Raw genomic sequence first — 26,127 nt, 5'->3', positions numbered from 1 at the left:
CTCGGGGAACGGCCCGGTTCTGTCACCATCTACACACTCTGAGTGACCGAACTCGGGTCTCACCCCCGAAAACTTCATGAAGGGAACCGGACATGGGTCCCCATCCTGCGGTCGCGGCGATACGCCTGGCGGTCCGCCGCGTCCTCCACGACATCCTCAACGACCATCAGACCTCCGCCGAGAAAGCCCCGCATGAGCGCCCGTCGCCGCCGCTCGTGCTCGTGGCGTGCTCCGGCGGCGCCGACTCCATGGCCCTCGCCTCCGCTCTCGCGTTCGAGGCCCCCAAACTCGGCATCCGCGCGGGTGGCGTCACCGTCGACCACGGCCTCCAGCCCGGTTCCGATCTGCGCGCCGACGAAGTCGCCCTGCGCCTGCGCGAACTCGGTCTCGACCCCGTCGAGTCCATCGCCGTGACCGTCGGCCGCGAAGGCGGACCCGAAGCCGCCGCCCGCGACGCCCGCTACGCCGCCCTCGACGCCGCCTCCGCACGCCACGGGGCCTGTGCCGTCCTGCTCGGCCACACACGCGACGACCAGGCCGAGACCGTCCTGCTCGGCCTCGCCCGCGGCTCCGGCATCCGCTCCCTGTCCGGAATGGCCGCGGTCTCGGGGGCCGACGGCCGTTACCGCCGCCCCTTCCTCCGGCTCGACCGGCAGACCGCCCGCAAGGCCTGTCTGGTCCAGTCGCTCCCCGTCTGGGACGACCCTCACAACGCGGACCCGGCGTACACACGTTCCCGCCTGCGCCACGAAGGCCTGCCCGCCCTGGAGAAGGCCCTCGGCAAAGGCGTCGTAGAGGCACTCGCCCGTACGGCCCAGCTCTCCCGCGACGACGCCGACGCCCTCGACGCCTGGGCCAGCCAGGCCGAGACCGCCGTCCGCGACGCCGCCGGCCTCCTCGAGTGCGCCAAGCTCTACGCCCTGCCGCCCGCCGTGCGCCGCCGCATCCTGCGCCGCGCCGCCATCGAGGCCGGCGCCCCGGCAGGCTCGCTCTTCGCCCGCCACATCGAGGAAGTCGACCGGCTGATCACCGGCTGGCGCGGCCAGGGAGCCATCAATCTCCCCGGCAAGGTCGTCGCCCAGCGTCAGGGTGGCAGACTGGTGATTCGGCAAGGCTGAATCCTTACGCCCCTCAGCGGGGCCGGACAGCTGGTGGGACGACCGAAAGTGATGCGGGTGGACGCGAAAGACATGGGCACCGACCTCAAAGAGGTGCTCATCACCAAGGAAGAGATCGACGCCAAGCTCGTCGAGCTGGCCGCGAAGATCGACGCGGAGTACGCGGGCAAGGACCTGCTCATCGTCGGCGTCCTCAAGGGCGCGGTGATGGTCATGGCCGACCTCGCGCGGGCGCTGTCCACCCCCGTCACCATGGACTGGATGGCCGTGTCGTCGTACGGCGCGGGCACCCAGTCCTCCGGTGTCGTCCGGATCCTCAAGGACCTCGACACCGACATCAAGGGCAAGCACGTCCTGATCGTCGAGGACATCATCGACTCCGGCCTGACCCTGTCGTGGCTGCTGTCCAACCTCGGCTCGCGCGAGCCGGAGACGCTCAAGGTGTGCACCCTGCTGCGCAAGCCGGACGCCGCCAAGGTCGCCATCGACGTCGAGTGGGTCGGCTTCGACATCCCCAACGAGTTCGTCGTGGGCTACGGCCTCGACTACGCCGAGAAGTACCGCAACCTGCCGTTCGTCGGTACGCTCGCGCCCCACGTCTACGGCGGCTGACCCGAAGGGCCCAGCCCCGTAAGAAGATCGGGAACCCTGGCGGGCACCGCGCCGTTGGAGCATGCAGACGGGTTCCTCAGCCGTCCTGTGCGTCTTCGGACGACAATGCTGGGGTACCGTCAGAAGAACTGTCTTATCAAACTCACTATGGCAGGAGGGACGGGGCGACACCGCTCCGTATGGATGGACGTGAAGCGATACTTCCGTGGGCCGGTCATGTGGATCGTGCTGGCCGTCCTTGCCGTGGTCGTGTTGATGCAGGTCGTCGGCTCGTCCGGCGGCTACAAGACGGTGGACACCGGCCAGGTCGTCCAGGCGATCAATGAGAACAAGGTCGAATCAGCCAAGCTGACCACCGGCGACGAGCAGACCATCAAGGTCCAGCTCAAGGACGGCGAAAAGGTCGAGGACAGCTCGAAGATCCAGGCGAGCTACATCGGCGACCAGGGTGTGGACATCGCCAACACCCTGCAGGGCAAGTTCCAGCAGAAGCAGATCCCCGACGGGTACACCGTCTCGCCGACGAAGCAGAACGCCTTCGTCGGGATCCTGCTCTCCCTGCTCCCCTTCGTCCTCATCGTGGTCGTCTTCCTGTTCCTGATGAATCAGATGCAGGGCGGCGGCTCCCGGGTCATGAACTTCGGGAAGTCCAAGGCGAAGCTCATCACCAAGGACACCCCCAAGACGACGTTCGCCGACGTCGCCGGATCTGACGAGGCCGTCGAGGAGCTCCACGAGATCAAGGAGTTCCTCCAGGAGCCGGCGAAGTTCCAGGCCGTCGGCGCCAAGATTCCCAAGGGCGTACTGCTGTACGGCCCGCCCGGCACCGGCAAGACCCTGCTCGCGCGTGCTGTCGCGGGCGAGGCCGGCGTGCCGTTCTACTCGATCTCCGGTTCCGACTTCGTCGAGATGTTCGTCGGTGTCGGTGCCTCCCGAGTCCGTGACCTCTTCGAGCAGGCCAAGGCGAACGCCCCGGCGATCGTCTTCGTCGACGAGATCGACGCGGTCGGCCGCCATCGTGGCGCCGGCCTCGGCGGTGGTCACGACGAGCGCGAGCAGACCCTGAACCAGCTGCTCGTCGAGATGGACGGCTTCGACGTGAAGGGCGGCGTCATCCTGATCGCCGCCACGAACCGGCCCGACATCCTCGACCCGGCCCTCCTGCGCCCCGGCCGCTTCGACCGCCAGATCGCGGTCGACCGCCCGGACATGCAGGGCCGTCTGGAGATCCTCAAGGTTCACCAGAAGGGCAAGCCGGTCGCACCGGACGTCGACCTGTCGGCGGTCGCCCGCCGGACGCCGGGCTTCACCGGCGCGGACCTGTCGAACGTGCTGAACGAAGCGGCGCTCCTCACGGCGCGCAGCGACAAGAAGCTCATCGACAACCACTCGCTGGACGAGGCCATCGACCGTGTCGTGGCGGGCCCGCAGAAGCGGACCCGGATCATGTCGGACAAGGAAAAGAAGATCACCGCGTACCACGAGGGCGGACACGCCCTGGTCGCGGCGGCTTCCCCCAACTCCGACCCCGTCCACAAGATCACCATCCTGTCCCGCGGCCGTGCCCTGGGCTACACGATGGTGCTCCCGGACGAGGACAAGTACTCGACCACGCGCAACGAGATGCTCGACCAGCTCGCCTACATGCTGGGCGGCCGCGCGGCCGAGGAACTGGTCTTCCACGACCCGACCACGGGCGCCGCGAACGACATCGAGAAGGCCACGGCAACGGCCCGCGCGATGGTCACGCAGTACGGCATGACCGAGCGTCTCGGCGCCATCAAGTTCGGTGGCGACAACACCGAGCCGTTCCTCGGCCGGGAGATGTCGCACCCGCGTGACTACTCGGAAGAGGTCGCCGCGCTGGTCGACGAGGAGGTCAAGAAGCTCATCGAGACGGCGCACAACGAGGCCTGGGAGATCCTGGTCGAGAACCGCGACGTCCTCGACGCGCTCGTGCTCCAGCTGCTGGAGAAGGAGACGCTGAACAAGGAGCAGATCGCCGAGGTCTTCGCTCCCATCGTCAAGCGTCCCCCGCGGCCGGCCTGGACCGGCTCCTCCCGCCGCACGCCGTCCACCCGTCCGCCGGTGCTCTCCCCCAAGGAGCTCGCACTGACGAACGGTGCCAACGGTGCGACGCCGGCCATCACCACCGCCAAGTCCACGGCGGCGGACTCCGCCCCGGCGGCCGAGCCGGTCACCGAGGACCGCCCGGAGAACTGACACCCCGGGCCCCGGTGACCTCACCGGGCCCGGAATGGATGCCGCGCCCCCCAGGATCTAGCCTGGGGGGCGCGGCGCTTTTCGGCCGCGTCGGCAGGCACACCCAGGAACGAGGCAGAGATGACCGACCCCGTGACGCTGGACGGCGAGGGCTCGATCGGCGAGTTCGACGAGAAGCGCGCCGAGAACGCGGTGCGCGAGCTGTTGATCGCGGTGGGGGAGGACCCTGACCGGGAGGGGCTCAGGGAGACGCCGGGGCGGGTGGCTCGGGCGTATCAGGAGATATTCGCGGGGCTGTGGCAGAAGCCCGAGGACGTGCTGACGACGACGTTCGACCTGGGGCACGACGAGATGGTGCTCGTGAAGGACATCGAGGTGTACTCGACGTGTGAGCATCACCTGGTGCCCTTCCGGGGTGTTGCTCACGTCGGCTACATTCCGGCCACCACCGGCAAGATCACCGGCCTGTCCAAGCTGGCGCGTCTCGTGGATGTCTACGCCCGTCGGCCGCAGGTGCAGGAACGACTCACCACGCAGATCGCGGACTCCCTGATGGAGATCCTGGAGCCGCGCGGTGTGATCGTCGTCGTCGAGTGCGAGCACATGTGCATGTCGATGCGCGGCATCCGCAAGCCGGGCGCGAAGACCATAACGTCGGCGGTGCGGGGGCAGCTGCGGGACGCGGCGACACGTAATGAGGCGATGAGCCTCATCATGGCCCGCTGACGCACGGGGCACGGGCGTCTGTGGGCTGGAGCTCGGCGCCGTGTGGCTTGTTCGGCGCTATGCCGCCGACGCCGCCCCCGTGTTCCGGTCGTCGTCCTCCGGGAGCTTGCAGACCCGCTCCAGGAAGATGGCGGCCATTATGACCGCGATGCCCGCCAGGACCGAGAAACCGGCGTAGATGGCCTGGTCGCGGCGGGCGGGGATGTCGAGGGATTCCAGGAGGAAGACGCCCGTGCCGCCGTACATACCGGCGACCAGGGCGGCTACGAGGGCGCTGGCCTGGCCGAAGACGACCGCGCGGGCCGCCATCAGGGGGTCGACGCCCTTGGCCTCGGGGCGGCGTTCGCGCTGGGCCTTGAGGCGGGACCGGATCGAGAGCGCCGTGGCGACCAGGACCACGGCGATCAGGGCGAGGACGATGGGGGCGGCCAGGGGGACGCTGGGCAGGGTCCCGATCGAGTTCCACAGGCGGGCGCCCGCCCAGGACAGGATTGCGGCGATGACGAAGACGCCGGCCAGCAGCCTGATGCGCAGCTCTCTCACGGTGCCCCTTCAGCTCCCCCGGATCCCACGAACAGTGGTTGCTTTGACCTTAACGACTATTCGGGCAGCCGGAGTTCCAGGTCCGGGCGGGCTTCGATGCCGATTCGGGTGACGGTGGCCAACAGGCCGGAGACCGGGCCGCGGCCGGGGAGCTGTGCCTGCGGTTCCACGTCGTTCCACGGCGCCAGGACGAAGGCCCGTTCATGGGCGCGCGGGTGCGGGAGCGTGAGCGTCGGGTCGTCGGAGACGACGTCGGCGTACGCCACGATGTCGACGTCGAGCGTGCGCGCGCCCCAACGCTCGTCCCGTACGCGGTGGAAGGCCTCCTCGACCGCGTGGGCCCGCTCCAGGAGCGAGGACGGGGGCAGCGTCGTCTTCACCACGACGACCGCGTTGAAGTACGCGGGCTGGCTGCCGGGCTCGACGCCCCACGGCTCCGTCTCGTAGACCGGGGAGACCGCCTTCACGCGGACGCCCGGGGTGTCCTCGAGGGCGTCGATGGCCCCCTGGAGGGTCTCCAGGCGGTTGCCGAGGTTGGCGCCGAGGGAGATCACGGCCCGCTTCGGGTTGTGGAGGGTGGTGTCGGCGGCGTCGACCTGCTGTACGACGGAGGCGGGCACCGGCTGTACGGTCGGGTCGCTGTGACCCTCGGTGAACGAGGCAGTCATACTCGGCTCCGGGTGATGGTGATCGTCACGTCGTCGAAGGGGACCGTGATCGGTGCGTCCGGTTTGTGGACGCAGACCTCGACCTCCTGGACCTCTTCGTGCTTCAGACAGGCCTGCGCGATGCGCTCGGCGAGCGTTTCGATGAGGTTGACGGGCTCGCCCTCGACGACGGCCACGACCTCCTCCGCCACGATTCCGTAGTGCGCGGTCTTCGACAGGTCGTCGTCGGCGGCGGCCGGCCGGGTGTCCAGTCCCAGGACGAGGTCCACGACGAAGGTCTGGCCCTCCTCGCGCTCGCTGGGGAACACACCGTGGTGCCCGCGGGCCTTCAGGCCGCGCAGCGCGACACGATCCACGCGAATCACTCCTGCAATCGTTGGTAACGGCCGGTTCGTGTCGTGTGCGGACGGCACACCGGCCTCGAACGAATCTACCTGCGGGCACTGACAGGGCCGGGCCACGGGGGCGCGGGCCCGAGCCGGGGCCAGAGGTTTCATCGGGTGTTTCCCCTGGGGAACCCGGTGGCTCACGGGTTGATAGCCGCCCCTACCCCGGGGTCCGTGATTCCAACCACTTCTTGGTCCCTGTGGGGCGCCTACCCGCTCAGGAGGGTGTGTCGTCCGGTTCGTCCTCGTCGTTTTCGGCCAGAACGGGAGAGGCGTGGTGGGACCAGAGTTTCCAGCCGGACGGGGTGCGGCGGAACACGTTGGTCGCGACCACCAGCTGGCCGACGAGCGGACCGAGCTCCTCGCCGCCCTCGGGGGCGGGGCCGCCGCTGAGGATGTTCTCGGTGCAGTTGACGAGGGCGGTGTCGCCGGTGACGGAGACGTGTACGTCGGTGAGGATGAACTGGATGTAGTCGGTGTTCGCCATGATCAGCGCGTACGACCTGAGGACCTCGCCACGGCCGGTGAGCACGGGCCAGCCGGGGTGCACGCAGGAGACCACGCCGGTGTCGGCCGGATCGTGGTACTCCTCGTCGACGCCGAGGTCGGCCGGGGTGAGCCAGAGGGAGGACAGCTCTTCGAAGTCGCCGCGCTCCATCGCCTCGTAGTAGGTGGTGTTGGCGGCTTCCACCTGCTCGACGTCGATGTGGGGGGCGCTCACTGGTCGCCTTCGGGGGAGTGGGGACCCGGCGTGCGCGTCGCTGAGTGCGCCTCGCTTGTCGCGTCCGTGCGGGGTGTGGGGTCGGTCGTGGGCGCCTGGCTCGTGGTGGTCGCGCCGGGCGCGTGGCCGGTCGTGGTCGCCCCGTTCGCGTGAGCTGCCTCCGGCGCGCGGCCCGATGTGCGCGCCCCTTCCACGGCGCGTGCGACCCGTACCGCGTCCGCCGTCGCGCGTACCTCGTGCACGCGCACCGCCCATGCGCCGGCCTGTGCCGCGAGGGCGGAGACGGCGGCGGTCGCGGCGTCGCGCTCGCGGGCGGGGGGCGGGGCGCTCTCCGGGCCGGCGAGGACGCGGCCGAGGAAGCGCTTGCGGGAGGCGGCGACGAGGAGGGGGTGGCCGAGGGTGAGCAGGCGGTCGAGGTGGGCGAGGAGGACGAGGTCGTGCTCGGCGTCCTTGGAGAAGCCGAGGCCGGGGTCGACGACGACGCGGTCGGGGGCGATGCCGCCGGCGAGGACGGCTTCCACGCGTGCGTGGAGTTCGTCGACGACCTCCGCGACGACGTCGGCGTAGACACCCTTGACGTTGCCGCCCTCCAGGAAACCGCGCCAGTGCATGACGACGAAGGGGGCGCCGGAGTCGGCGACGACGGGAATCATCGCGGGGTCGGCGAGGCCGCCGCTGACGTCGTTGACGAGGGAGGCGCCGGCGGCGAGGGCCTGTGCGGCGACCGAGGCGCGCATGGTGTCCACGGAGATGGTGACGCCCTCGGAGGCGAGGCCGCGGACCACGGGGATGACGCGCTTGAGCTCCTCGGCCTCGTCGACGCGGGTGGCGCCGGGGCGGGTGGACTCACCGCCGACGTCGACGAGGTCGGCGCCCTCCTCGACCAGGGCGAGGCCGTGCTTGACGGCGGCCGTCGTGTCGAACCAGCGGCCGCCGTCGGAGAAGGAGTCGGGGGTGACGTTGACGACTCCCATGACCGCGCAGCGGTCCCATTCCGGCAGCCCGACGACGCGCCCGCGTCCGCTCTGCTTGCTCATACGTTCAGCCTAGGCCCAGCGAGGAGCCGCAAGGCCGCCCGGCTCGGAGAGCGGGGTCGCCCTCCGCGTCCCGGGCCCTTCGAGGTCACACCGCGCGGACGTCTCTTTCCCCGACGGCGTGGGCACACGCGCGTGCGGTGGTCCGGCGGCGGCGCAGGAAGCGCGGCAGAGGGAGGGCGAGGTTGACGAAGCCCTCGGCCTGCATGGCGGCGAAGCCGATGCGGGGAAGGTCGCCGGAGGCGCGGTAGACGACGAAGCGGGGCTCCCAGCGGGGCTGGAACTTCGCGTTGAACTTGTACAGGGACTCGATCTGGAACCAGCGGGAGAGGAAGACCAGCAGCCCGCGCCAGGCGCGCAGCACCGGACCCGCGCCGATCTTCTCGCCGCGTGCCAGGGCGGCGCGGAACATGGCGAAGTTCAGCGACACGCGCGCGATGTCGAACTTCGGCGCCGCTTGGAGCGCGGCCACGATGAGGAGTTCGTTCATGCCGGGGTCGGCGGAGCGGTCGCGGCGCATCAGGTCCAGGGAGACGCCGTCGGTGCCCCAGGGGACGAAGTGCAGGATCGCCTTCAGGTCGCCGTACTCACCGGGCACGGCGTCCGCCTTGTGGGCGGTGGCGATCAGGCAGTTTCCGTCGGTGGGGGCGCCGATGCGGCCCAGCGCCATGGAGAAGCCGCGCTCGGTGTCGGTGCCGCGCCAGTCGTCGGCGGCGCGGCGGATGCGTTCGAGTTCGGCGTCGCCGATGTCACGGACGCGCCGTACGCGAGTCTCGTAACCGGCGCGCTCGATGCGCTTGACCATCTGGCGCACGTTGCGCATCGCGCGCCCGGCGAGGGAGAAATCCGCGACGTCCACCACCGCCTCGTCGCCCAGTTCCAGGGCGTCCAGACCGGTCTCGCGGGTCCAGACCTCGCCGCCGGTCTCCGAGCAGCCCATGACGGCGGGCGTCCAGGAGTGGACCTTCGCCTCGTCCATGAAGCGCTCGATGGCGCCCGGCCAGGCCTCGACGTCGCCGATGGGGTCGCCGCTGGCGAGCATCACGCCGGAGACGACGCGATAGGTCACCGCGGCCTTGCCGCTGGGGGAGAAGACGACGGCCTTGTCGCGGCGCAGGGCGAAGTGGCCGAGGGAGTCGCGGCCGCCGTGCTTGTCCAGGAGGGTCCTGAGACGGACCTCGTCGTCCTCTGTGAGCTGCGCGGCGGGGTGTTCGGGGCGGAAGGCCAGGTAGATCGTGGTGATCGCCGTGAGCAGGCCCAGGGCGCCGAGGGAGAAGGCGACCGTCCAGGAGGTGTTGCCCTGGTAGTCGACGGGGCCCTCGAAGCCGAACAGGCCGTACAGGACGTGGGTGATGCGGTCGGCCAGGCTCGGGTCGCCGACGAGCGTCTTCGGGTGGACGCTGACGATGACCAGTCCGAGCGCGAGCGAACCGGCGCCCATGAGGACGAAGTTGGCGAGCGCGCGCCAACGGCTGCGCGGGTCGGGCAGCGCCCTGAACTCGTCGCGGTGGATCAGCAGCGGCGCGAGCAGGGCGAGCGAGATGAGCGCGCCCACCAGGGAGTGGCGGTACGTGAACTGTGCGACCGCGCCGGCCGGCAGCAGGGCCACGGCGGCCCGCCAGGCCCGCCGCTTGCGGCGCCTGAGGCCGTGGGCGAGCAGGAGCAGCAGCACGCCCGTGCTCAGGGAGAGCGCCGCGGCGAACGGACCGAGCGCGCCCGGGAGTACCTCGGCCATGGTGTGCATACGGCTGTGCCGGAAGCGCGGGAAGACGCCCGCGGCGATGTCCAGCAGGCCCACGATCGCGCAGGCTCTGGCGACCAGGACGGGGACGGCTTCGGGGCGCGGGCCGCGCAGCGCGTGCCGTGCCCACTGTGATCGGTTCGGAACCCCACCCGACATTTCCACATCTGTCCTGACAGACATCGCATCCCGTAGTTCTGCGAGAGACCTTGGATCCGGGCCCGCATCGGGCGTCCGGCGACATTGCGCCCTCTAGGACGGTGTCTTCGAGGGAGAGGTTCACTCGCTTCCTCAAAGCCGGTTCAAAGGCCGGGAAAAGGGCCGGACAAGCCTTCGCGAAGATCCGCGGGGTGCGCCGGCACGGGGAGAAAGCGCAGGCAGGAAACCAACCATGGGTCTCACGGGGAACAACGTGCTGGTGCTGGCGGTCGGGTCGGCGGTGCTGCTGTTCGTCGGCACGGTGTGGCTGTGGCCACGGCTGTCGCGGCGGAGCTGGCGGGCCGTCGGCGGGCGGGTGGGGCTGCTGCTCGCGACCCAGCTGGCGCTCTTCGCGGCGGTCGGGCTCGCCGCCAACCAGGCCTTCGGGTTCTACGCCAGCTGGGCCGACCTGTTCGGGCAGGAGGACGAGCAGGGGGTGGTCGTGGACCACACGGCGAACGGCGGCTCGGGCGGCCCGCTCCAGGTGACGGACATACGGCGGGTCAAGGAGGCGGGCAGCTCGCGACCGCAGAACGGCGGCCAGATCCAGAAGGTCTCCATTGTCGGCCGTACGACGCACATCGCCACGTCCGCCTTTGTCTACCTGCCGCCGGAGTACTTCCAGCCGCAGTACCGCGCGCGGACGTTTCCCGCCGCCGTGGTTCTCACCGGATATCCGGGCACCGCGCAGGCACTGGTCGACAAACTCCACTACCCGAGCACGGCCTTGGACCTCGCCAAGGACGGCCGTATGCAGCCGATGATCCTGGTGATGATGCGGCCGACGGTGGCGCCGCCACGGGACACGGAGTGCGTCGACATTCCGGACGGACCCCAGACGGAGTCGTTCTTCGCAAAGGACCTGCCCGACGCCGTTCTCGCGCACTACAGGGTGGGGAAGAAGCCGGGCAGCTGGGGCGTCATCGGCGATTCCACGGGCGGCTATTGCGCGCTGAAGCTCGCCATGCACCACCCGGAGGTGTACGCCGCGGGCGCGGGCCTCTCGCCGTACTACAACGCGCCGAGCGACCCCACCACCGGCGATCTCTTCCAGGGCGACAAGGGGCTGCGCGATCGCGCGAACCTGTTCTGGTACCTCAAGCACATGCCCGCGCCCGACACTTCACTGCTCGTCAGCAGCAGCAAGATCGGTGAGGCGAACTACAAGGACACACTGAAGTTCATAGACCGCGTGAAGGCGACGAACCAGACGCGCATCTCGTCGATCATCCTCGAAAGCGGCGGGCACAACTTCAACACCTGGCGGCGGGAGATTCCGGCGACGCTGCAGTGGATCAGCGGGCGGTTGAGCGATCGGTGACAAATGATCTTGCGGTGGAGTCGGAGGATCGTGTCCCTGTTGTCGAATTCGGTGGCGGGTCTGATTCCTGATGTCGTGTGAAGGCTGCGGGATGGCTGTGTTTTTACGGGCCGGGGCACCACGATTCGCCTACGCGCGGTAAGTTTCTGGCCATGCCACGTGGACGTCACCGCCATTCCCCGCCCTTGCACAGGCTGCTTCCCCCGTCGGCGATCGCAGGCGTCTCCGTCGTCTGCGCATTCGGCCCCTGGGCGTTCTCGCAGCCGGCCGTGCTGCGTGTCGTCGCCGCGGCCGCCGCGGCGACGGCGGTCGTCGGTGCGGCCGTCATGCGCCGCTGGGACACGCAGGCCGGCAAGCAGGTCGCCGACCTCATACGTGCGCGTGCGGGCGACGAGTGGCGATTCGAGGAACGGGTCGCCGAACTGGAGACCGACCTCGAGGAGTCGCGCGAACTGCGCGGCAAGCTGGAGCAGCGGCTGCGGTCCAAGCGCACGGAACTGGCGGGCCTGCGCAACGAGCACGCGGCACTGCTGCGCCGGTACGCCACGGCGGAGACCGAGCGGGCGAGCGCCCTGGAGGGCCGCCGGCTGCTCGAGATAGAGGCGGCGCCGGCGCGCGCGCTGCCGCCGGTGCCGGTCGCCGTCGAGGAGGCCGAGGCTGTGGCTGCCCCGGCCGAGGACGAGGCGGTGGAGACCGAGGACGAGGCGGTGGAGAGCGCCGAGGCCGCTGAGAGCGCCGAGCCCGTCGACGACGAGCCCGAGGCGCCTGCGATCTTCTCGCCGGAGGGCTCCCAGCTGTTCCTGCGGGCGAAGGCGGCGCTGTCGCGGTTCGACGGCGGCGAGGGTGCCACGACGGACGACGCTCCCGAGGCCTCGGCCAAGGAGGGCGCGACGAAGGACGGCTCGGCCAAGGACGGCTCGGCCAGGGACGGCTCGGCCAGGGACGGCTCGGCCAAGGACGACGGGTCCCCCAAGGACGACGGCTCCCCGGACGGCGACGGCGGTCCGAAGGGCGAGGGACCCGCGAAGGACGTCCCGGCACAGGCCGGTCCCGTTGCCGCACAGGTGGTCACCTCCGGTGACTCCGGAGCGGAGGCCGCGCAGGAGGACGAGGCGCAGGGGCAGCCCGTGGCGGTCGACGGGCATACGCGCGCGGCCGCCGTCACCACCACGCCGGCCAAGCCCGCGCAGCAGCCCTCCGGACACTTCGTCGCACCGACCGCGGTGGCCGTCGTGCCGGCCGCGCCCGTGCGGCGTGCCGCCGTCGAGGGCGGCTTCGACTTCTTCGGCATGCAGAAGACGTCCGCCGAGCTGGAGTCCGTGCAGAACGAGGACCTCGCCGACGTGGTCGGCCAGGAGGCGCTCGCGCTCCACAAGGCCGAGTCCGAGGCGGAGTTCAAGCCGGCGGACGAGGAGTCCCGGGGCATCGGCCAGGTCATCGACCTGACGGCGCACGACGAGACCGAGCAGATCGATGTGGAGGGGCTGCGGAGCGCGGTTTCCTGAACGACGTGTCGACCAGAGCCGCGCGGACTCCTGAGGGGGCCGCGCGGTTCTCGTCTTTCTCCGACGCGGCCCGGTCGGGCGTCCAGCGGCCCGGCCCGGTCAGGCCATCCACCGGTCGGGCCGGGCGTCCCGCCGGCCCGTCCGTGACCTCTCCGCCTGCGCCCGCAGCAGTTCCGCGGCCTCCTCCACGTCCCGCAGACGAGCTGTGACGGTCTTGTTGGCCCCGGTGTCCACATGGACGTCGGCGAGCCGCCAGAGACGCTGCCAGGGCCCCTGGGCGAGCCGTACGCTCTGGACCTTCGCATGCGGGACCAGGGCGAGGCTGCGGCGCAGCAGGCCTTGCCGGGCCGCGAACACCGCGTCGGTGACGGCCAGTCCGTAGCCCCGCCACCACATCGGCACGCAACGCCCGGCGCGCCGCGGGGGCCGGGACAGCGCCGACAGGGGCGGTACGACCACGCCGGGCAGTACGCGCGCGACGATCGCCTCGGCGACCTCGCGCGGGGCAACGGGCACCAGCACGGAGTTGGACGACCCGGCCACGTCCAGCTCGACCCGCACCCAGCCGCGCCGCCGCCACAGCAGCGGCTCCACTATCCGCACGGTCTGCACGCGCCCCGGCGGCACCGTCTCGTGGGTGCGGTCCAGGAGCCCGTGGTCGATCCGCAGTCCGTCGGGCGACTCGCCCACGGTCCAGTCGTACTCGCCGACGAAGCGCCCCACGCTGCTCGCGCCCGCCGCGCCGAGCAGCGGTACGCCGGTCGCGAGGACCGTCCACAGGCTGTGGGTGGCGAACCACAGCACGGGCGGTACGACGAGGGCGGCGGCCAGCGTGGCCCAGGTGGCGCCCGTCAGGACGAGGGCGATCGCGAGGTCGCGCGCGGGCGTGCGCAGCAGCTCGCGCGCCGGAGCCTCGCCGACTTCGTGCGCTGTCTCGGGTGCGAACCCGGCGGCGCGGGCGAGGAGTTCCGCGCGGAGCACCCGCGCCTCACGCTCCCCCAGGAAGGCCAGTTCGTCCTTCTTGTCGGTGCCTATGACGTCGAGTTTGAGCTTCGCGACGCCCGCCACGCGCGCGAGGAGCGGCTGGGTGACGTCGATCGCCTGGATGCGTTCCAGCCGAATGTGCGCGGTGCGCCGGAACACCAGGCCGGTACGGATCCGCAGTTCGGCCTCGGTCACCGCGAAGTGCGTGTACCACCAGGTGAGGAAGCCGTAGAGGGCGGCGGCGGGAACGAACACGGCGAGGACGATCAGCAGGACCGTGGGCGTCAGCCGGGTCAGCTGGCGCTGCGCCTGGTCGGGGTCGTGCACCGCCCACCCGATGAGCACCGCGACGGGCGCCCACGCCCGCCTGAGCGGTGTCACGGGATGCAGCCGCCGCTCGGTCACGGGCGGCTTCTGTCGTACGTCGTCGTCGATGCCCGGTGTCGTCACAGGCCCGCCGATCGGGCCTGGCCGAGCTCGGTGAGCCGGTCGCGCAGCCGTTCCGCCTCGGCCGGCTCCAGGCCCGGGATGGTCGCGTCGGTCGCCGCGGCCGCCGTGTGCAACTGCACGCTGGACAGCCCGAAGTGCCGTTCCACGGGCCCGGAGGTGACCTCGACCAGCTGCATCCGGCCGTACGGCACGACGGTCTCCTCGCGCCACAGCACACCCCGGCTGATCAGCAGGTCGTCGGCGCGCTCGGCGTACCGCCAGGAGGCCCAGTTGCGGCCCAGCATCGCCCAGCCCCACGCCATGAGGGCGAGCGGCAGCAGCGCGAACGCGGCCCAGGCGGGGCCCGCGAACAGATTCAGCAGCACACCAACCGCCACGGTCAGCAGCCCCAGCCACACCACCAGCAACAGCCGTCGCATCCGCAGCAGCCCCGGAGGCAGGCCGATCCACACCGGCTCGCCCTCGGCCGTCCCCGTGCCCTGCCCGTTCCCGGTCTCCATGAGGTCAGCGTACGTAGGACAGACTGTGTCCATGACTCCCACGACGGAGACCACGGTCGGTATCGGCGGCGCCGCGGAGAGCACCGACATGGTGCTCAACATCGGGCCCCAGCACCCGTCGACGCACGGTGTGCTGCGCCTCAGGCTCGTCCTGGACGGCGAGCGGATCCAGCACGCCGAGCCGGTGATCGGCTATATGCACCGGGGCGCGGAGAAGCTCTTCGAGGCGCGCGACTACCGCCAGATCATCATGCTCGCTAACCGCCACGACTGGCTGTCGGCCTTCTCCAACGAGCTGGGCGTGGTCCTCGCCGTGGAGCGCATGCTCGGCATGGAGGTCCCCCCGCGCGCGGTGTGGACGCGCACCTTGCTCGCGGAGCTCAACCGGGTGCTCAACCACCTGATGTTCCTGGGCTCCTACCCGCTGGAACTCGGCGGTATCACGCCGGTCTTCTACGCGTTCCGGGAGCGCGAGGTGCTCCAGAACGTCATGGAGGAGGTCTCCGGCGGACGCATGCACTACATGTTCAACCGCGTCGGCGGCCTCAAGGAGGACCTGCCGGCCGGCTGGGCCACGCGCGCGCGTGCCGCCGTCGCCGCCGTGCGCTCGCGGATGGACGTGTACGACGACCTGGTGCTCGGCAACGAGATCTTCCGGGGGCGCACGCGGGGCGTGGGCGTGCTCACGCCGGAGGCCGTGCACGCGTACGGCGTGAGCGGGCCGATCGCGCGCGCCTGCGGGGTCGACTTCGATCTGCGCCGGGACGAGCCGTACCTCGCGTACGAGGAGCTCAAGGACACCCTGAGGGTGGTGACCCGCGAGGAGGGCGACTGTCTCTCCCGCTTCGAGGTCCTCCTGGAGCAGACCCACAACGCCCTCGACCTCGCCGACGCCTGCCTCGACCGCCTGGCCGACCTCGCGCCCGGCCCGATCAACCAGCGGCTCCCGAAGGTCCTGAAGGCGCCCGAGGGCCACACGTACGCGTGGACCGAGAACCCGCTCGGCATCAACGGCTACTACCTCGTCAGCAAGGGCGAGAAGACCCCGTACCGCCTCAAGCTCCGCTCGGCCTCGTACAACAACATCCAGGCCCTTGTGGAGCTGCTCCCGGGCACGCTGGTCGCGGACATGGTCGCGATCCTGGGGTCACTGTTCTTCGTGGTCGGGGACATCGACAAGTAGCGCCCCGAGAGGTGTGTCCGGTGCGTCCGGTACCGCGACCGGCTGGAGCAGCCAGCCGAAGTCGCCGAGGCCGCCGGGTGCGGTGAGTTCGGCGGCCTCGCCGGCGCTCGCGAGGGCGCGTACGTAGGCCGCGGGCTGTGTCGAGGCCAGTGCGAGCGGGGGGCGTGCGCCTGAGATCCCCAAAGCGCGCAGGGCGGCGCGTTGTGTCAGTACGCGCCCCCCGGGTAGCGCGCACGCGTCCAGCGCGACGTGCGCCGTGATGTCGCACGACCCGTCCGGTACGGGTGCCGTCTCGCGCCCCGCGCGGAAACCGGTGAGCGTCCCGAAGAGGGGGCGCGCGCCGACCGCGTGCGCGTAGTCGACCGCGACCGCGAGCCCTCGTTCGACCGTCGCGACCGCGGCGGCCCACGCCTCGTCCCGGGGCAGCCCCACCTCCGCCCGCAGCCCCTCCTCGGCCGGCAGCGGCCACCACCGCGCGAGCCACTGCGCCTCCGCGCCGGAGAACGGCTCCCCGAGCCGCTCGGTCCCGTCGGGCCGTACGAGCACCCGTCGGGCCACGCCCGCGGAGTCCGTCTCGGCGATCTCCACGGGCACGTTGTCCAGCCACTCGTTGGCGAACAGCAGCCCGGTGATCCCGCGCGGGGGCTCGGTCAGCCACTCGATCCGGTGGTCGAGGCCGTCAGGGCGGGCGGCGAGTTCGACGGCGTACGCGCGCGTGCGGGCGGCCAGGTCGGCGGGCAGCGCGGCGAGCACCCCGGTGACCAGCTCGCCGCGGCCGGCGGCCATGTCGACGAGGTCGAGCGTCGCGGGCCGGCCCAGGGCCTCGTCGACCCGGCCCAGCAGCCGCGCCACGGCCTCGGCGAACAACGGCGACGCGTGCACCGACGTACGGAAGTGACCGGCCGGTCCCTCGGGCCGGTGATAGAAGCCCCCAGGTCCGTACAGGGCGGTCTCCGAGGCCGTCCGCCAGCCACGCCATCCGCCCGCCGTGTCGTCCGTCACGCCGCCAGATTAGGCGTACAGGGGAACGGGGCCTCCACCTTGGGGAGTACGCGGGCCGGGCATGGATCGGTCCTCCGGTTGACCCCTGCACGCTTCACGCTTCCCTACGCTGGGTTACGTGCAGCGCCTCTATGACTTCCTCCGCAGAAACCCGACAGGGGTCGACACCTTCTGGGCCGTCTTCCTGTTCGGGATCTCGCTGCTGAGCGGGACCGCCAGTTCGGCGGTGCGGGGCAACGACTCCCCGGCGCTGATCGTTCCGATCGCGTTTCTGCTGTGCCTGGTGATCGCGCTGCGCCGCCGTATGCCGGAGCAGATGCTGGTGCTGTCGGTCGGGATCGGTCTGACGCAGCTGGCGCTGAACGTCCAGACGATGGCCGCCGACTTCGCGATGCTGGTGATCGTGTACACGGTGGCCGCGACGGGCTCCCGATGGTCCTCCCGGCTCGCGCTGGCCGTGGGGCTGTGTGCCGCGCCGATGGCGCAGATGCGCTGGCCGCTGGACGGGAGCGCGGTGGGCAATGCCGCGAAGGCGATCTTCCTGACGGTGCCGTTCGCCCTCGCCTGGGTGCTCGGCGACTCGATCCGCACCCGGCGGGCCTACTTCGCGCAGCTCGAGGAGCGCGCGAGCCGGCTCGAGAAGGAGCGCGAGGCGCAGGCGAAGGTCGCGGTGGCCGCCGAACGCGCCCGGATCGCGCGCGAGCTCCACGACGTGGTCGCGCACAACGTCTCGGTGATGGTGGTGCAGGCCGACGGCGCCGCCTATGTCCTCGACGCCGCGCCCGACCAGGCGAAGAAGGCCCTGGAGACGATCTCCTCCACCGGCCGTCAGGCGCTAGCAGAGATGCGCCGCCTGCTGGGTGTGCTGCGCACCGGTGAGCACCAGGAGGTCGGCGAGTACGTCCCGCAGCCCGACGTCGAGCAGATCGACGACCTCGTCGAGCAGTGCCGCACCTCCGGCCTGCCGGTCGACTTCAAGGTGGAGGGCACACCACGCCCGCTGCCGAGCGGTGTCGAGCTCACGGCGTACCGCATCGTGCAGGAGGCGCTCACCAACACCCGCAAACACGGCGGGCCGAACGCGGGCGCCAGTGTGCGCCTGGTGTACTTCGACGACGGGCTCGGCCTGCTCGTCGAGGACGACGGCAAGGGCGCCCCGCACGAGCTGTACGAAGAGGGCGGCACCGACGGACAGGGCCACGGCCTGATCGGCATGCGCGAGCGGGTCGGCATGGTCGGCGGCACTCTGGACGCGGGCCCCCGTCCCGGCGGAGGGTTCCGTATCAGTGCGCTGCTCCCGCTCAAACCGGCGCATTGACGCCGACGCACGCCCTGTGTTGACACCTGTAACAACCCCGCCACCGCAATCAGCAGAGCCACAAGAGCCTGAAAGAGACGGAAGAGGACCCCGATGACGATCCGCGTGATGCTCGTCGACGACCAGGTGCTGCTGCGCACCGGGTTCCGGATGGTGCTTGCAGCCCAGCCGGACATGGAGGTCGTCGCCGAGGCGGGCGACGGCGTCGAGGCCCTGGAAGTGCTGCGCGCGACCACCGTCGACGTGGTCCTGATGGACGTCCGGATGCCGAAGCTCGACGGCGTGGAGACCACCCGCCGCATCTGCCAGGAGGACAACCCGCCGAAGGTGCTGATCCTGACCACCTTCGACCTCGACGAGTACGCCTTCTCCGGGCTGAAGGCGGGCGCGTCCGGCTTCATGCTCAAGGACGTGCCGCCCGGCGAGCTCCTCACCGCCATCCGCTCGGTGCACAGCGGCGACGCGGTGGTGGCCCCCTCGACCACGCGCCGCCTCCTGGACCGCTTCGCGCCGATGCTGCCGAGCACCGGCAAGGAACCCCGGCACAAGGAGCTGGAGCGGCTCACCGAGCGCGAGCGCGAGGTCATGATCCTGGTCGCCCAGGGTCTGTCCAACGGCGAGATCGCGGCCCGGCTCGTCCTGTCCGAGGCGACGGTGAAGACCCATGTGGGCCGCATCCTCACCAAGCTCGGCCTCCGGGACCGGGTGCAGGTGGTGGTCCTGGCCTACGAGACGGGGCTGGTGCGGGCCGGCGGGCACGGCTGAGCGGCGGGACGTGACTCCCGCGTAACCCGTGCCCACTAGGGTCTGCGCATGCTCCTCTGGATCAACGGCCCCTTCGGGGGCGGGAAGACACAGACGGCGTACGAGATCCAGCGGCGGCTGCCCGGCAGTGTCGTCTGCGATCCCGAACACGCCGGCTTCGGTCTGCGCCGCATGCTGCCACCCGAACTGCGCGGGGACTTCCAGGACTTGAAGGCCTGGCGGCAGGGCGTCGTCGAGGTGCTCGACCTCGCCCTCACCAAGCATGACGGCGTGGTGATCGTCCCCATGACGGTCACGGACTCCGGCTGTTTCACGGAGACCGTGGGTCGGCTGGGCGAACTCGGCCACGACGTACGCCACTTCACACTCCTCGCGCAGCGCGAGACCGTCGTCAAGCGGCTGCGCGAGCGTGGCTTCGGGCACCTCCTTCAGTACGTCGGCGGGAAGAACGCCGGTCTGGGACGCGAGACCTGGGCCGTGCAGCAGCTCGACCACTGTCTCGAGCGGCTGCGGGAGCCCGAGTTCGCCGAGCACCTGTGGACGGACGAGTCGACCGTGCCGAAGACCGCCGACCGCATCGCCGTCCTGGCCGGGCTGAGGCTGCGGCCGAACAACGAGGGCGCGCTGCGGACGCGGCTGAGGCAGGTACGGGTCGGGGTGAAGCACATCCGGTTCGACTGACCGGCTACCTGAGGATCCCCTCCAGGAAGTCGCTGCCCAGCCGGGCCACGACCGCGATGTCCAGCTGGTGCTGGACGTACCGGCCGCGACGGCGCGTGGTGATCAGGCCCGCCTTCTTCAGGACGCTCAGATGCCGGGATATCTCGGGCGCCGTCATCCCGTGCGCCTGCGCCAGCTCGCTCGTGGTCCAGGCGCTGCGGGCCAGGTGGCGGCAGATCCGCATCCGGACGGGGTGGGACAGGGCGGTCATGCGCAGGGCGAGCTGCTCGACGGAGGGCGGCGCCGCGAGTTCGGGGGAGCCGACCGGGTAGTGCACCACGGGCTGCCAGCCGGGCCGGTACAGGACGGCCAGGTGGGGCCAGCCGAGACTGGTCGGTACGAGGATGAGGGGGCCGTCCCCCGTGGTCGTACGGCCCACGCTCAGCTTGTCGACCGTGATCTCGGCGGCGCCCTCGTCGAGGGTGATCGCCGGGGACGCGGCGGCCAGCGCCTCGGCGAGGCCCTTGCGGCGCACGAGGTCCGTCTTGTGGCGGGCGTCCGCCGCGAGCTGGTGGCGCAGCCGGGACCAGGTCTCCGCGAAGAACGCCTCGTCGCAGTCCTGGAGGAACTGGCGCAGCCAGGCCCGGATCTTCGGCGGGTCGGTCAGCAGCAGCTCGGTGAACCGCTCCTGCCGCGGCCCCCGCGCGGCGGCCAGCTCCAGGGCGCGCCGCCCCTGCTCGGCGTCGACGAGCCAGCCGCTTCCGACGTCGTAGCAGGTCGCGCAGCTGAACTCCAGCGCCGCGTTGACGAACTGCTCGTCCGTGAGCTTGTCCAGCAGGTCCAGTTCCTCGGCGAGCGTGGCTCCCGGGAGGGCGGCGCCGCCCGGGATACCCGCGTACGGCAGGAACAGGTCCGCGAACGTCGTCGTCCAGAGGAAGTCCGCGTCGCACATCCGGTCGGCCAGATGCGGGTCGAGGCGGGCCAGCACACCCGTCACCCAGCCCTGCAGCCCCGGATGGTGGCCAGGCTCGGACAGTGCGTGCAGCGCCATGCCGAGCTCGGCCAGGGGCGAGGGGACGACGGCGACCCTCTCCGGCCGCAGCCCCGCGATGTCGATGCGCACGCTCATGACCTCATGGTGCACCCCGCCACTGACAACGCCGCCCCCGATTGACGGCCGCCGTCAATCGGCGCGACGTGACCGCCGTACCGGCGCAACCTGGGATCACGGGGGCAGCCGCCGAGCCCGGCCCATCGGACAGCGACCCGAGAAGGCGATACGCCATGAGCCTCACCCAGCAGTACCTCCTCGACACCTACCGTGCCCAGCGCCTCGGACAGCCCGCCCCGCCCGCGCCCGGTACGCACGACTGGCAGGTCCTGCGCGAACTGCGCGACCACCGGCGGTTCCGGGCGGTGCTCGCCGGGCGGCCGGCCCACCGGCGGATACGGCAGGCCCTGGGACGTCGGCTGCACCGGCGGCCGCGGCCTAGCCGCTGAGCCGGGCCACGAAGTCCGCCACCGCCGCCTTCACGTCGCCGGCCGTCCACTCCAGGCCCGCGGCGCCGACGGTGACCTCGGCGAGGGCCAGACCCGGCCCGCCGCGGTCCCAGTAGCCGGTGAACAGATACGTCCCCGTCTCCTCCGCCTGCCGCACCGCCGCCTCCAGCAGCACGTCGGCGTCGTACGGCAGCCAGACCTGGAACTGGTGGGTGTGCGGCTCCTCGGGGTGCACGCGCGCCCATGCCACACCCGCCTCGGCGAACCCCTCCCGCAGCGCGGCGGCCACCACGCGCGCGTGGCGGACGTACTCCGGCAGCCTGGGCAGCTCCCGTTCCAGGCCGACGAGCGCAGACAGCGCGGTGGGGAACTGCTGGAAGGCCATCCCGCCGTACCGGTGGCGCCAGGTCTTCGCCTCCTCCACCAGCGTCTTCGGACCGGCGAGCGCGGCGCCGGCGAAACCGTCGAGGGACTTGTAGAACGACACGTAGACGCTGTCCGCCAGGCCCGCGATCTCGTCCAGGGGGCGGCCGAAGTGGACGGTGGTCTCCCACAGGCGCGCGCCGTCGAAGTGCACCACCGCGTCCCGCTCGCGCGCCGCCTCCACGATCCCGGTGAGCTCCTCCCAGGTCGGCAGGAGGAATCCGGCGTCCCTGAGGGGCAACTCGAGCATCAGCGCGCCATAGGGCTCCTCGAAGTCGCGTACCTCGTCGGCGGTGGGCAGCCGGGGCTCGCTGGTCAGGCGCACCGGACGCAATCCGCTGACCTGGGCGAAGGCATGCCGCTCGTGGACTTCGGGGTGGGCCAGGGCGTGCAGGGCGACCATCTGGTTGCCGGTGCGGCCCGCCCAGCAGCGCAGGGCGACCTGCTGGGCCATCGTGCCCGTGGGGAAGAACGCGGCGGCCTCCTTGCCCAGCACGTTCGCGACACGCTCCTCCAGGGCCGCCACGACCCCGTTCCCGTAGATGTCCGCGGACTCGTCCACGTCGTACACCTCGGGCGCGGCCTCCGCGAGCGACGCGAGCCGCTGCCGGATCGTGCCGCTGAGTCCTCCGCGCCACAGGACACGCCGCGCCGCTCGCAGGGCGTCCCGGCGCCGCTCCCGCAACTGCTCCTCCGCCGACTGCTCTTCAACCTGTTCCGCAGCATCGCTCATGCCCTGGATCATCCCGCGCGCCCCTTCCCGCGGGCACCGCCTTTTCCGTGCGCGGACGGCCCGCGACAACCCACAGCCTGTGGACAACCGAACGCCCCTCGAACCAATCGCGTTAACATGACGAGAAATCGTCCGGTACCCGGAGCGGACTGGAACGGGAAGGCCGCCGTCGCGTGAGTACAAGCCAACTGCCAGACCCCAAGGACCGCCCCGCGCGGCTCACCGTCGGCGTCGTCGGCGCCGGCCGGGTGGGACCCGCGCTGGCCGCTTCCCTCCAGCTCGCCGGGCACCGTCCGGTGGCCGTCTCCGGGGTTTCCGACGCCTCCCGCAGGCGGGCCGCGCAGCTGCTCCCGGACGTGCCGCTCGTGCCGCCCGCCGAGGTCCTGGAGCGCGCCGACCTGGTACTGCTGACGGTCCCCGACGACACCCTGCCCGGCCTCGTGGAGGGCCTCGTCGAGACCGGGTCCGTACGGCCGGGACAGCTGCTGGTGCACACCTCCGGGCGGTACGGCACGAAGGTCCTGGACCCCGCCCTGCGCGCGGGCGCGCTGCCGCTGGCCCTGCACCCCGCGATGACCTTCACCGGCACCCCGGTCGACGTCCAGCGCCTCGCCGGCTGCTCCTTCGGGGTCACCGCGCCCGACCAGCTGCGACTGGCCGCCGAGGCCCTCGTCATCGAGATGGGCGGCGAGCCCGAGTGGATCGCCGAGGAGCGGCGCCCGCTCTACCACGCGGCCCTCGCGCTCGGTGCCAACCACCTCGTCACCCTGGTGGCCCAGTCCATGGAGCTGCTGCGCGAGGCGGGTGTCGAGGCCCCGGACCGGATGCTCGGCCCGCTGCTCGGCGCCGCCCTCGACAACGCCCTGCGCTCCGGCGACGCGGCCCTCACCGGCCCCGTCGCGCGCGGGGACGCGGGCACCGTTGCCGCGCACGTCACCGAGCTGCGCAAGCACGCCCCGCAGACCGTCGCCGGCTATCTGGCGATGGCACGCGCGACCGCCGACCGGGCGCTCGCCCACGGGCTGCTGAAGCCCGAGCTCGCCGAGGACCTTCTCGGGGTACTCGCCAACGGGACCGACGGCACCAAGGGAGATGCCGGATGACCACCACCCTGCTGCGCACCGCCGACGAGCTCCACGCGCGCGTACGCCACGGCCGCCGTGCCGTCGTGATGACCATGGGCGCCCTGCACGAGGGGCACGCCACCCTGATCCGCACCGCGCGCGAGATCGCCGGCCCCGAGGGCGAGGTGGTCGTCACCGTCTTCGTGAACCCCCTGCAGTTCGGGGAGGGCGAGGACCTCGACCGCTACCCGCGCACCCTCGACGCCGACATCAAGATCGCCGAACAGGCGGGCGCGGACGCCGTGTTCGCGCCCTCCGCCGACGAGGTCTACCCCGGCGGCGAGCCCCAGGTCCGCGTCAGCGCGGGCCCCATGGGAGAGCGCCTGGAGGGCTCCTCGCGCCCGGGGCACTTCGACGGCATGCTCACCGTCGTCGCCAAGCTGCTGCATCTCACCCGGCCCGACGTCGCCCTGTACGGCCAGAAGGACGCCCAGCAGCTCGCCCTGATCCGGCGCATGGTGCGGGACCTGAACTTCGGCGTCGAGATCGTCGGCGTACCGACCGTCCGCGAGGACGACGGCCTGGCCCTGTCCAGCCGCAACCGCTACCTCTCCGCCAAGGAGCGGCGCACCGCGCTCGCGCTGTCCCAGGCGCTGTTCGCGGGCCGCGACCGGCACGCGGCACAGGAGGCACTGCGCGCGCGGGCACGCGAAGTGCCCGCCACGCACGCGCGTGCCGAGGCGCTCAGCGCCATAGGGGAGTCCCGAGCGGCCGCCGACGCGCACGCCGTCGCGAAGGCGCTTCCGGGCGCCCCCTCGGCCGTCCGCGCGGCCGCGCGCCTGGTCCTCGACGAGGCCGCCCGCCTGGACCCGCCCATCGCCCTGGACTACCTCGCGCTGGTCGACCCCTCGGACTTCTCGGAGATCGACGACGACTTCGACGGCGAGGCCGTCCTCGCCGTCGCCGCCCGGGTCGGCACCACCCGGCTGATCGACAACCTCCCCCTCACCTTCGGAACCCTCGGAGCCGCCTCGTGACCAGCACAGGCATACGTCTGCACGCGCCCGCGCCCGGATGGTCGATCGACGCGGACGTCGTGGTCGTGGGCTCCGGCGTCGCGGGCCTCACCGCGGCCCTGCGCTGCGAGGCCGCCGGCCTGCGGACGGTCGTCGTCACCAAGGCCCGCCTCGACGACGGCTCCACCCGCTGGGCGCAGGGCGGCATCGCCGCGGCGCTCGGCGAGGGCGACACCCCCGAACAGCACCTCGACGACACCCTGGTCGCGGGCGCGGGCCTGTGCGACGAGGACGCGGTACGGATCCTCGTCACCGAGGGCCCGGACGCCGTGCACCGGCTCATCGAGACCGGCGCGCACTTCGACGAGTCCGAGGAAGGCGGCCTGGAGCTCACCCGCGAGGGCGGCCACCACCGCCGCCGCATCGCGCACGCCGGGGGCGACGCGACCGGCGCGGAGATCTCCCGGGCGCTCGTCGAGGCGGTACGTGCGCGTGGACTGCGCACGATCGAGAACGCGCTCGTCCTGGACCTCCTGACGGACGCCGACGGCCGTACGGCGGGCGTCTCGCTGCACGTCATGGGCGAGGGCCAGCACGACGGCGTGGGAGCCGTGCACGCCCCCGCGGTCGTCCTCGCGACCGGCGGCATGGGCCAGGTCTTCTCCGCGACCACCAACCCGTCCGTGTCCACGGGCGACGGTGTGGCACTCGCCCTGCGCGCGGGCGCCGAGGTGAGCGACCTGGAGTTCGTCCAGTTCCACCCCACCGTGCTCTTCCTCGGCCCGGACGCCGAGGGCCAGCAGCCCCTCGTCTCCGAGGCGGTACGCGGCGAGGGCGCCCACCTGGTCGACGCCGGCGGAGTGCGCTTCATGGTCGGGCAGCACGAGCTGGCCGAGCTCGCGCCCCGGGACATCGTCGCCAAGGGCATCATGCGCCGCATGCAGGAACAGGACGTCGAGCACATGTTCCTCGACGCCCGGCACTTCGGCGCCGCCATGTGGGCGCACCGTTTCCCGACGATCCTCGCCGCCTGCCGCGCCCACGGCATCGACCCGGTCACCGAGCCCATCCCGATAGCCCCGGCCGCCCACTACGCCTCCGGCGGCGTGCGCACCGACTCCCAGGGCCGTACGACCGTCCCGGGCCTGTACGCGTGCGGCGAGGTCGCCTGCACCGGCGTGCACGGCGCGAACCGCCTCGCCTCCAACTCCCTCCTGGAGGGCCTCGTCTACGCCGAGCGCATCGTGGAGGACATCGCCGCCGTCCACGCGGCCAACGGCCTCCACGCGCCCGTGCCCGCACCGGTCGAGCGCCCCGAGACCCCCGCGCACCCCCTGCAGTCGCCCGAGGCCAGGTTCGCGATCCAGCGGGCCATGACGAACGGCGCCGGCGTCCTGCGCTCGGCGGACTCCCTGGAGAAGGCCGCCGAACAGCTCCAGCAACTGCACACCGACGCCCGCGACGCCCTCACCGAGAACGGCAAGACGGCCGAGCCCGGTGTCGACACCTGGGAGGCCACCAACCTCCTGTGCGTGGCCCGCGTCCTGGTCGCCGCCGCACGCGTGCGTGAAGAGACGCGCGGCTGCCACTGGCGCGAGGACCGCCCCGACCGCGACGACACCGCATGGCGTCGTCACATCGTCGTACGGCTGAATCCGGACCGCACACTCGCCGTACACACCACCGATACCGCAGACTTCCCCCCGACCCGGCAGCCCCTTCAGGAGCAGTGA

The 26,127-nt window shown here is 71.6% G+C and carries 25 protein-coding genes; 14 read left to right on the top strand and 11 right to left on the bottom strand.

Annotated elements, in window-relative coordinates:
* Positions 1-92 precede the first annotated feature (92 nt).
* From tilS to folE, 4 genes are all read left to right on the top strand, one after another.
* Positions 93-1,118, top strand: coding sequence for a tRNA lysidine(34) synthetase TilS (gene tilS, locus ACWD3I_RS44640; protein ID WP_365404428.1), 1,026 nt, complete (start codon positions 93-95; stop codon positions 1,116-1,118).
* A 51-nt stretch (positions 1,119-1,169) separates the two neighbouring features.
* Complete coding sequence (gene hpt, locus ACWD3I_RS44635; protein ID WP_046260375.1) at positions 1,170-1,730, top strand: hypoxanthine phosphoribosyltransferase; 561 nt, start codon at positions 1,170-1,172, stop codon at positions 1,728-1,730.
* 183 nt (positions 1,731-1,913) lie between these two features.
* Entirely contained in the window at positions 1,914-3,953 is a 2,040-nt protein-coding gene (gene ftsH / locus ACWD3I_RS44630) for an ATP-dependent zinc metalloprotease FtsH (protein WP_365404431.1), read from the top strand.
* Between the two features lie 120 nt (positions 3,954-4,073).
* Positions 4,074-4,679 (top strand): GTP cyclohydrolase I FolE, encoded by a 606-nt coding sequence (gene folE / locus ACWD3I_RS44625; RefSeq protein ID WP_365404434.1) that lies wholly within the window; start codon positions 4,074-4,076, stop codon positions 4,677-4,679.
* Between the two features lie 57 nt (positions 4,680-4,736).
* Here folE and ACWD3I_RS44620 read toward each other — a convergent pair whose 3' ends face one another.
* The 6 genes from ACWD3I_RS44620 to ACWD3I_RS44595 all read right to left on the bottom strand — a co-directional run bounded on the left by ACWD3I_RS44620 (position 4,737) and on the right by ACWD3I_RS44595 (position 9,931).
* The gene (locus ACWD3I_RS44620) at positions 4,737-5,222 is read right to left on the bottom strand and encodes a DUF3180 domain-containing protein (RefSeq protein ID WP_365404437.1); all 486 of its coding nucleotides are present in this window, start codon (positions 5,220-5,222) and stop codon (positions 4,737-4,739) included.
* Between the two features lie 56 nt (positions 5,223-5,278).
* Complete coding sequence (gene folK, locus ACWD3I_RS44615; protein WP_266889304.1) at positions 5,279-5,890, bottom strand: 2-amino-4-hydroxy-6-hydroxymethyldihydropteridine diphosphokinase; 612 nt, start codon at positions 5,888-5,890, stop codon at positions 5,279-5,281.
* Positions 5,887-6,246 (bottom strand): dihydroneopterin aldolase, encoded by a 360-nt coding sequence (gene folB, locus ACWD3I_RS44610; protein WP_365404440.1) that lies wholly within the window; start codon positions 6,244-6,246, stop codon positions 5,887-5,889. Before folB ends, folK begins: the two co-directional genes overlap by 4 nt.
* A 247-nt stretch (positions 6,247-6,493) precedes the next feature.
* On the bottom strand, positions 6,494-6,997 hold the full coding sequence (locus ACWD3I_RS44605) for a nuclear transport factor 2 family protein (protein WP_365404443.1): 504 nt from the start codon (positions 6,995-6,997) through the stop codon (positions 6,494-6,496).
* The gene (folP, locus tag ACWD3I_RS44600) at positions 6,994-8,034 is read right to left on the bottom strand and encodes a dihydropteroate synthase (RefSeq protein ID WP_365404446.1); all 1,041 of its coding nucleotides are present in this window, start codon (positions 8,032-8,034) and stop codon (positions 6,994-6,996) included. Before folP ends, ACWD3I_RS44605 begins: the two co-directional genes overlap by 4 nt.
* 85 nt (positions 8,035-8,119) lie before the next feature.
* Positions 8,120-9,931, bottom strand: a complete 1,812-nt coding sequence (locus tag ACWD3I_RS44595) for a phosphatidylglycerol lysyltransferase domain-containing protein (RefSeq protein ID WP_365404449.1) — start codon at positions 9,929-9,931, stop codon at positions 8,120-8,122.
* A gap of 232 nt (positions 9,932-10,163) precedes the next feature.
* On the opposite strand from ACWD3I_RS44595, the gene ACWD3I_RS44590 reads away from it, so the two are divergent.
* Together ACWD3I_RS44590 and ACWD3I_RS44585 are read left to right on the top strand one after the other, a co-directional pair.
* The gene (locus ACWD3I_RS44590; RefSeq protein ID WP_365404452.1) at positions 10,164-11,291 is read left to right on the top strand and encodes an alpha/beta hydrolase; all 1,128 of its coding nucleotides are present in this window, start codon (positions 10,164-10,166) and stop codon (positions 11,289-11,291) included.
* A 152-nt stretch (positions 11,292-11,443) separates the two neighbouring features.
* The gene (locus ACWD3I_RS44585; RefSeq protein WP_365404455.1) at positions 11,444-12,796 is read left to right on the top strand and encodes a hypothetical protein; all 1,353 of its coding nucleotides are present in this window, start codon (positions 11,444-11,446) and stop codon (positions 12,794-12,796) included.
* A gap of 99 nt (positions 12,797-12,895) precedes the next feature.
* Here ACWD3I_RS44585 and ACWD3I_RS44580 read toward each other — a convergent pair whose 3' ends face one another.
* Both ACWD3I_RS44580 and ACWD3I_RS44575 read right to left on the bottom strand, forming a co-directional pair.
* A complete protein-coding gene (locus ACWD3I_RS44580; RefSeq protein ID WP_365404458.1) occupies positions 12,896-14,230 on the bottom strand; it encodes a PH domain-containing protein in 1,335 nt (444 codons plus the stop codon).
* Positions 14,227-14,730, bottom strand: a complete 504-nt coding sequence (locus ACWD3I_RS44575) for a PH domain-containing protein (RefSeq protein WP_365404461.1) — start codon at positions 14,728-14,730, stop codon at positions 14,227-14,229. Before ACWD3I_RS44575 ends, ACWD3I_RS44580 begins: the two co-directional genes overlap by 4 nt.
* Before the next feature lie 31 nt (positions 14,731-14,761).
* On the opposite strand from ACWD3I_RS44575, the gene ACWD3I_RS44570 reads away from it, so the two are divergent.
* Positions 14,762-15,913, top strand: a complete 1,152-nt coding sequence (locus ACWD3I_RS44570; RefSeq protein WP_365404464.1) for an NADH-quinone oxidoreductase subunit D — start codon at positions 14,762-14,764, stop codon at positions 15,911-15,913.
* Here ACWD3I_RS44570 and ACWD3I_RS44565 read toward each other — a convergent pair.
* The gene (locus ACWD3I_RS44565; RefSeq protein WP_365404467.1) at positions 15,878-16,915 is read right to left on the bottom strand and encodes an SAM-dependent methyltransferase; all 1,038 of its coding nucleotides are present in this window, start codon (positions 16,913-16,915) and stop codon (positions 15,878-15,880) included. The two genes, ACWD3I_RS44570 and ACWD3I_RS44565, sit on opposite strands and share 36 nt — an antisense overlap.
* Positions 16,916-17,033: 118 nt before the next feature.
* Between ACWD3I_RS44565 and ACWD3I_RS44560 the strand changes: the two genes are divergently transcribed.
* From ACWD3I_RS44560 to ACWD3I_RS44550, 3 genes are all read left to right on the top strand, one after another.
* Positions 17,034-18,233: a sensor histidine kinase gene (locus ACWD3I_RS44560; protein WP_365404470.1), complete on the top strand. Its 1,200-nt coding sequence runs from the start codon at positions 17,034-17,036 to the stop codon at positions 18,231-18,233.
* Positions 18,234-18,326: 93 nt separating this feature from the next.
* Positions 18,327-18,998, top strand: a complete 672-nt coding sequence (locus ACWD3I_RS44555; RefSeq protein WP_365404473.1) for a response regulator transcription factor — start codon at positions 18,327-18,329, stop codon at positions 18,996-18,998.
* Between the two features lie 48 nt (positions 18,999-19,046).
* Positions 19,047-19,679 (top strand): AAA family ATPase, encoded by a 633-nt coding sequence (locus tag ACWD3I_RS44550; protein ID WP_365404476.1) that lies wholly within the window; start codon positions 19,047-19,049, stop codon positions 19,677-19,679.
* 4 nt (positions 19,680-19,683) lie between these two features.
* Here the strand turns inward: ACWD3I_RS44550 and ACWD3I_RS44545 are convergent, their stop codons facing one another.
* Positions 19,684-20,787, bottom strand: coding sequence for a DUF5937 family protein (locus ACWD3I_RS44545; RefSeq protein ID WP_266889288.1), 1,104 nt, complete (start codon positions 20,785-20,787; stop codon positions 19,684-19,686).
* 155 nt (positions 20,788-20,942) lie between these two features.
* Between ACWD3I_RS44545 and ACWD3I_RS44540 the strand changes: the two genes are divergently transcribed.
* Positions 20,943-21,158: a hypothetical protein gene (locus ACWD3I_RS44540; RefSeq protein ID WP_365404480.1), complete on the top strand. Its 216-nt coding sequence runs from the start codon at positions 20,943-20,945 to the stop codon at positions 21,156-21,158.
* Here the strand turns inward: ACWD3I_RS44540 and ACWD3I_RS44535 are convergent.
* Positions 21,148-22,314 (bottom strand): threonine aldolase family protein, encoded by a 1,167-nt coding sequence (locus ACWD3I_RS44535; protein WP_365404483.1) that lies wholly within the window; start codon positions 22,312-22,314, stop codon positions 21,148-21,150. The genes ACWD3I_RS44540 and ACWD3I_RS44535 overlap by 11 nt on opposite strands.
* A gap of 173 nt (positions 22,315-22,487) precedes the next feature.
* Between ACWD3I_RS44535 and ACWD3I_RS44530 the strand changes: the two genes are divergently transcribed.
* The 3 genes from ACWD3I_RS44530 to ACWD3I_RS44520 are packed head-to-tail and all read left to right on the top strand — an operon-like array spanning position 22,488 to position 26,127.
* The gene (locus tag ACWD3I_RS44530; RefSeq protein ID WP_365404486.1) at positions 22,488-23,417 is read left to right on the top strand and encodes a Rossmann-like and DUF2520 domain-containing protein; all 930 of its coding nucleotides are present in this window, start codon (positions 22,488-22,490) and stop codon (positions 23,415-23,417) included.
* The gene (panC, locus tag ACWD3I_RS44525) at positions 23,414-24,415 is read left to right on the top strand and encodes a pantoate--beta-alanine ligase (protein WP_365404489.1); all 1,002 of its coding nucleotides are present in this window, start codon (positions 23,414-23,416) and stop codon (positions 24,413-24,415) included. The genes ACWD3I_RS44530 and panC overlap by 4 nt, the downstream gene beginning before the upstream one ends.
* Positions 24,412-26,127 carry an L-aspartate oxidase gene (locus ACWD3I_RS44520; RefSeq protein WP_365404492.1) on the top strand — a complete coding sequence of 572 codons (1,716 nt, stop codon included), beginning with the start codon at positions 24,412-24,414 and terminating at the stop codon, positions 26,125-26,127. The genes panC and ACWD3I_RS44520 overlap by 4 nt, the downstream gene beginning before the upstream one ends.

The sequence above is a fragment of the Streptomyces sp. NPDC002817 genome (assembly GCF_053592055.1).
The sequence above is the reverse complement of the archived record's forward strand: the minus strand, read 5'-3'. Positions and strand labels throughout refer to the sequence as shown.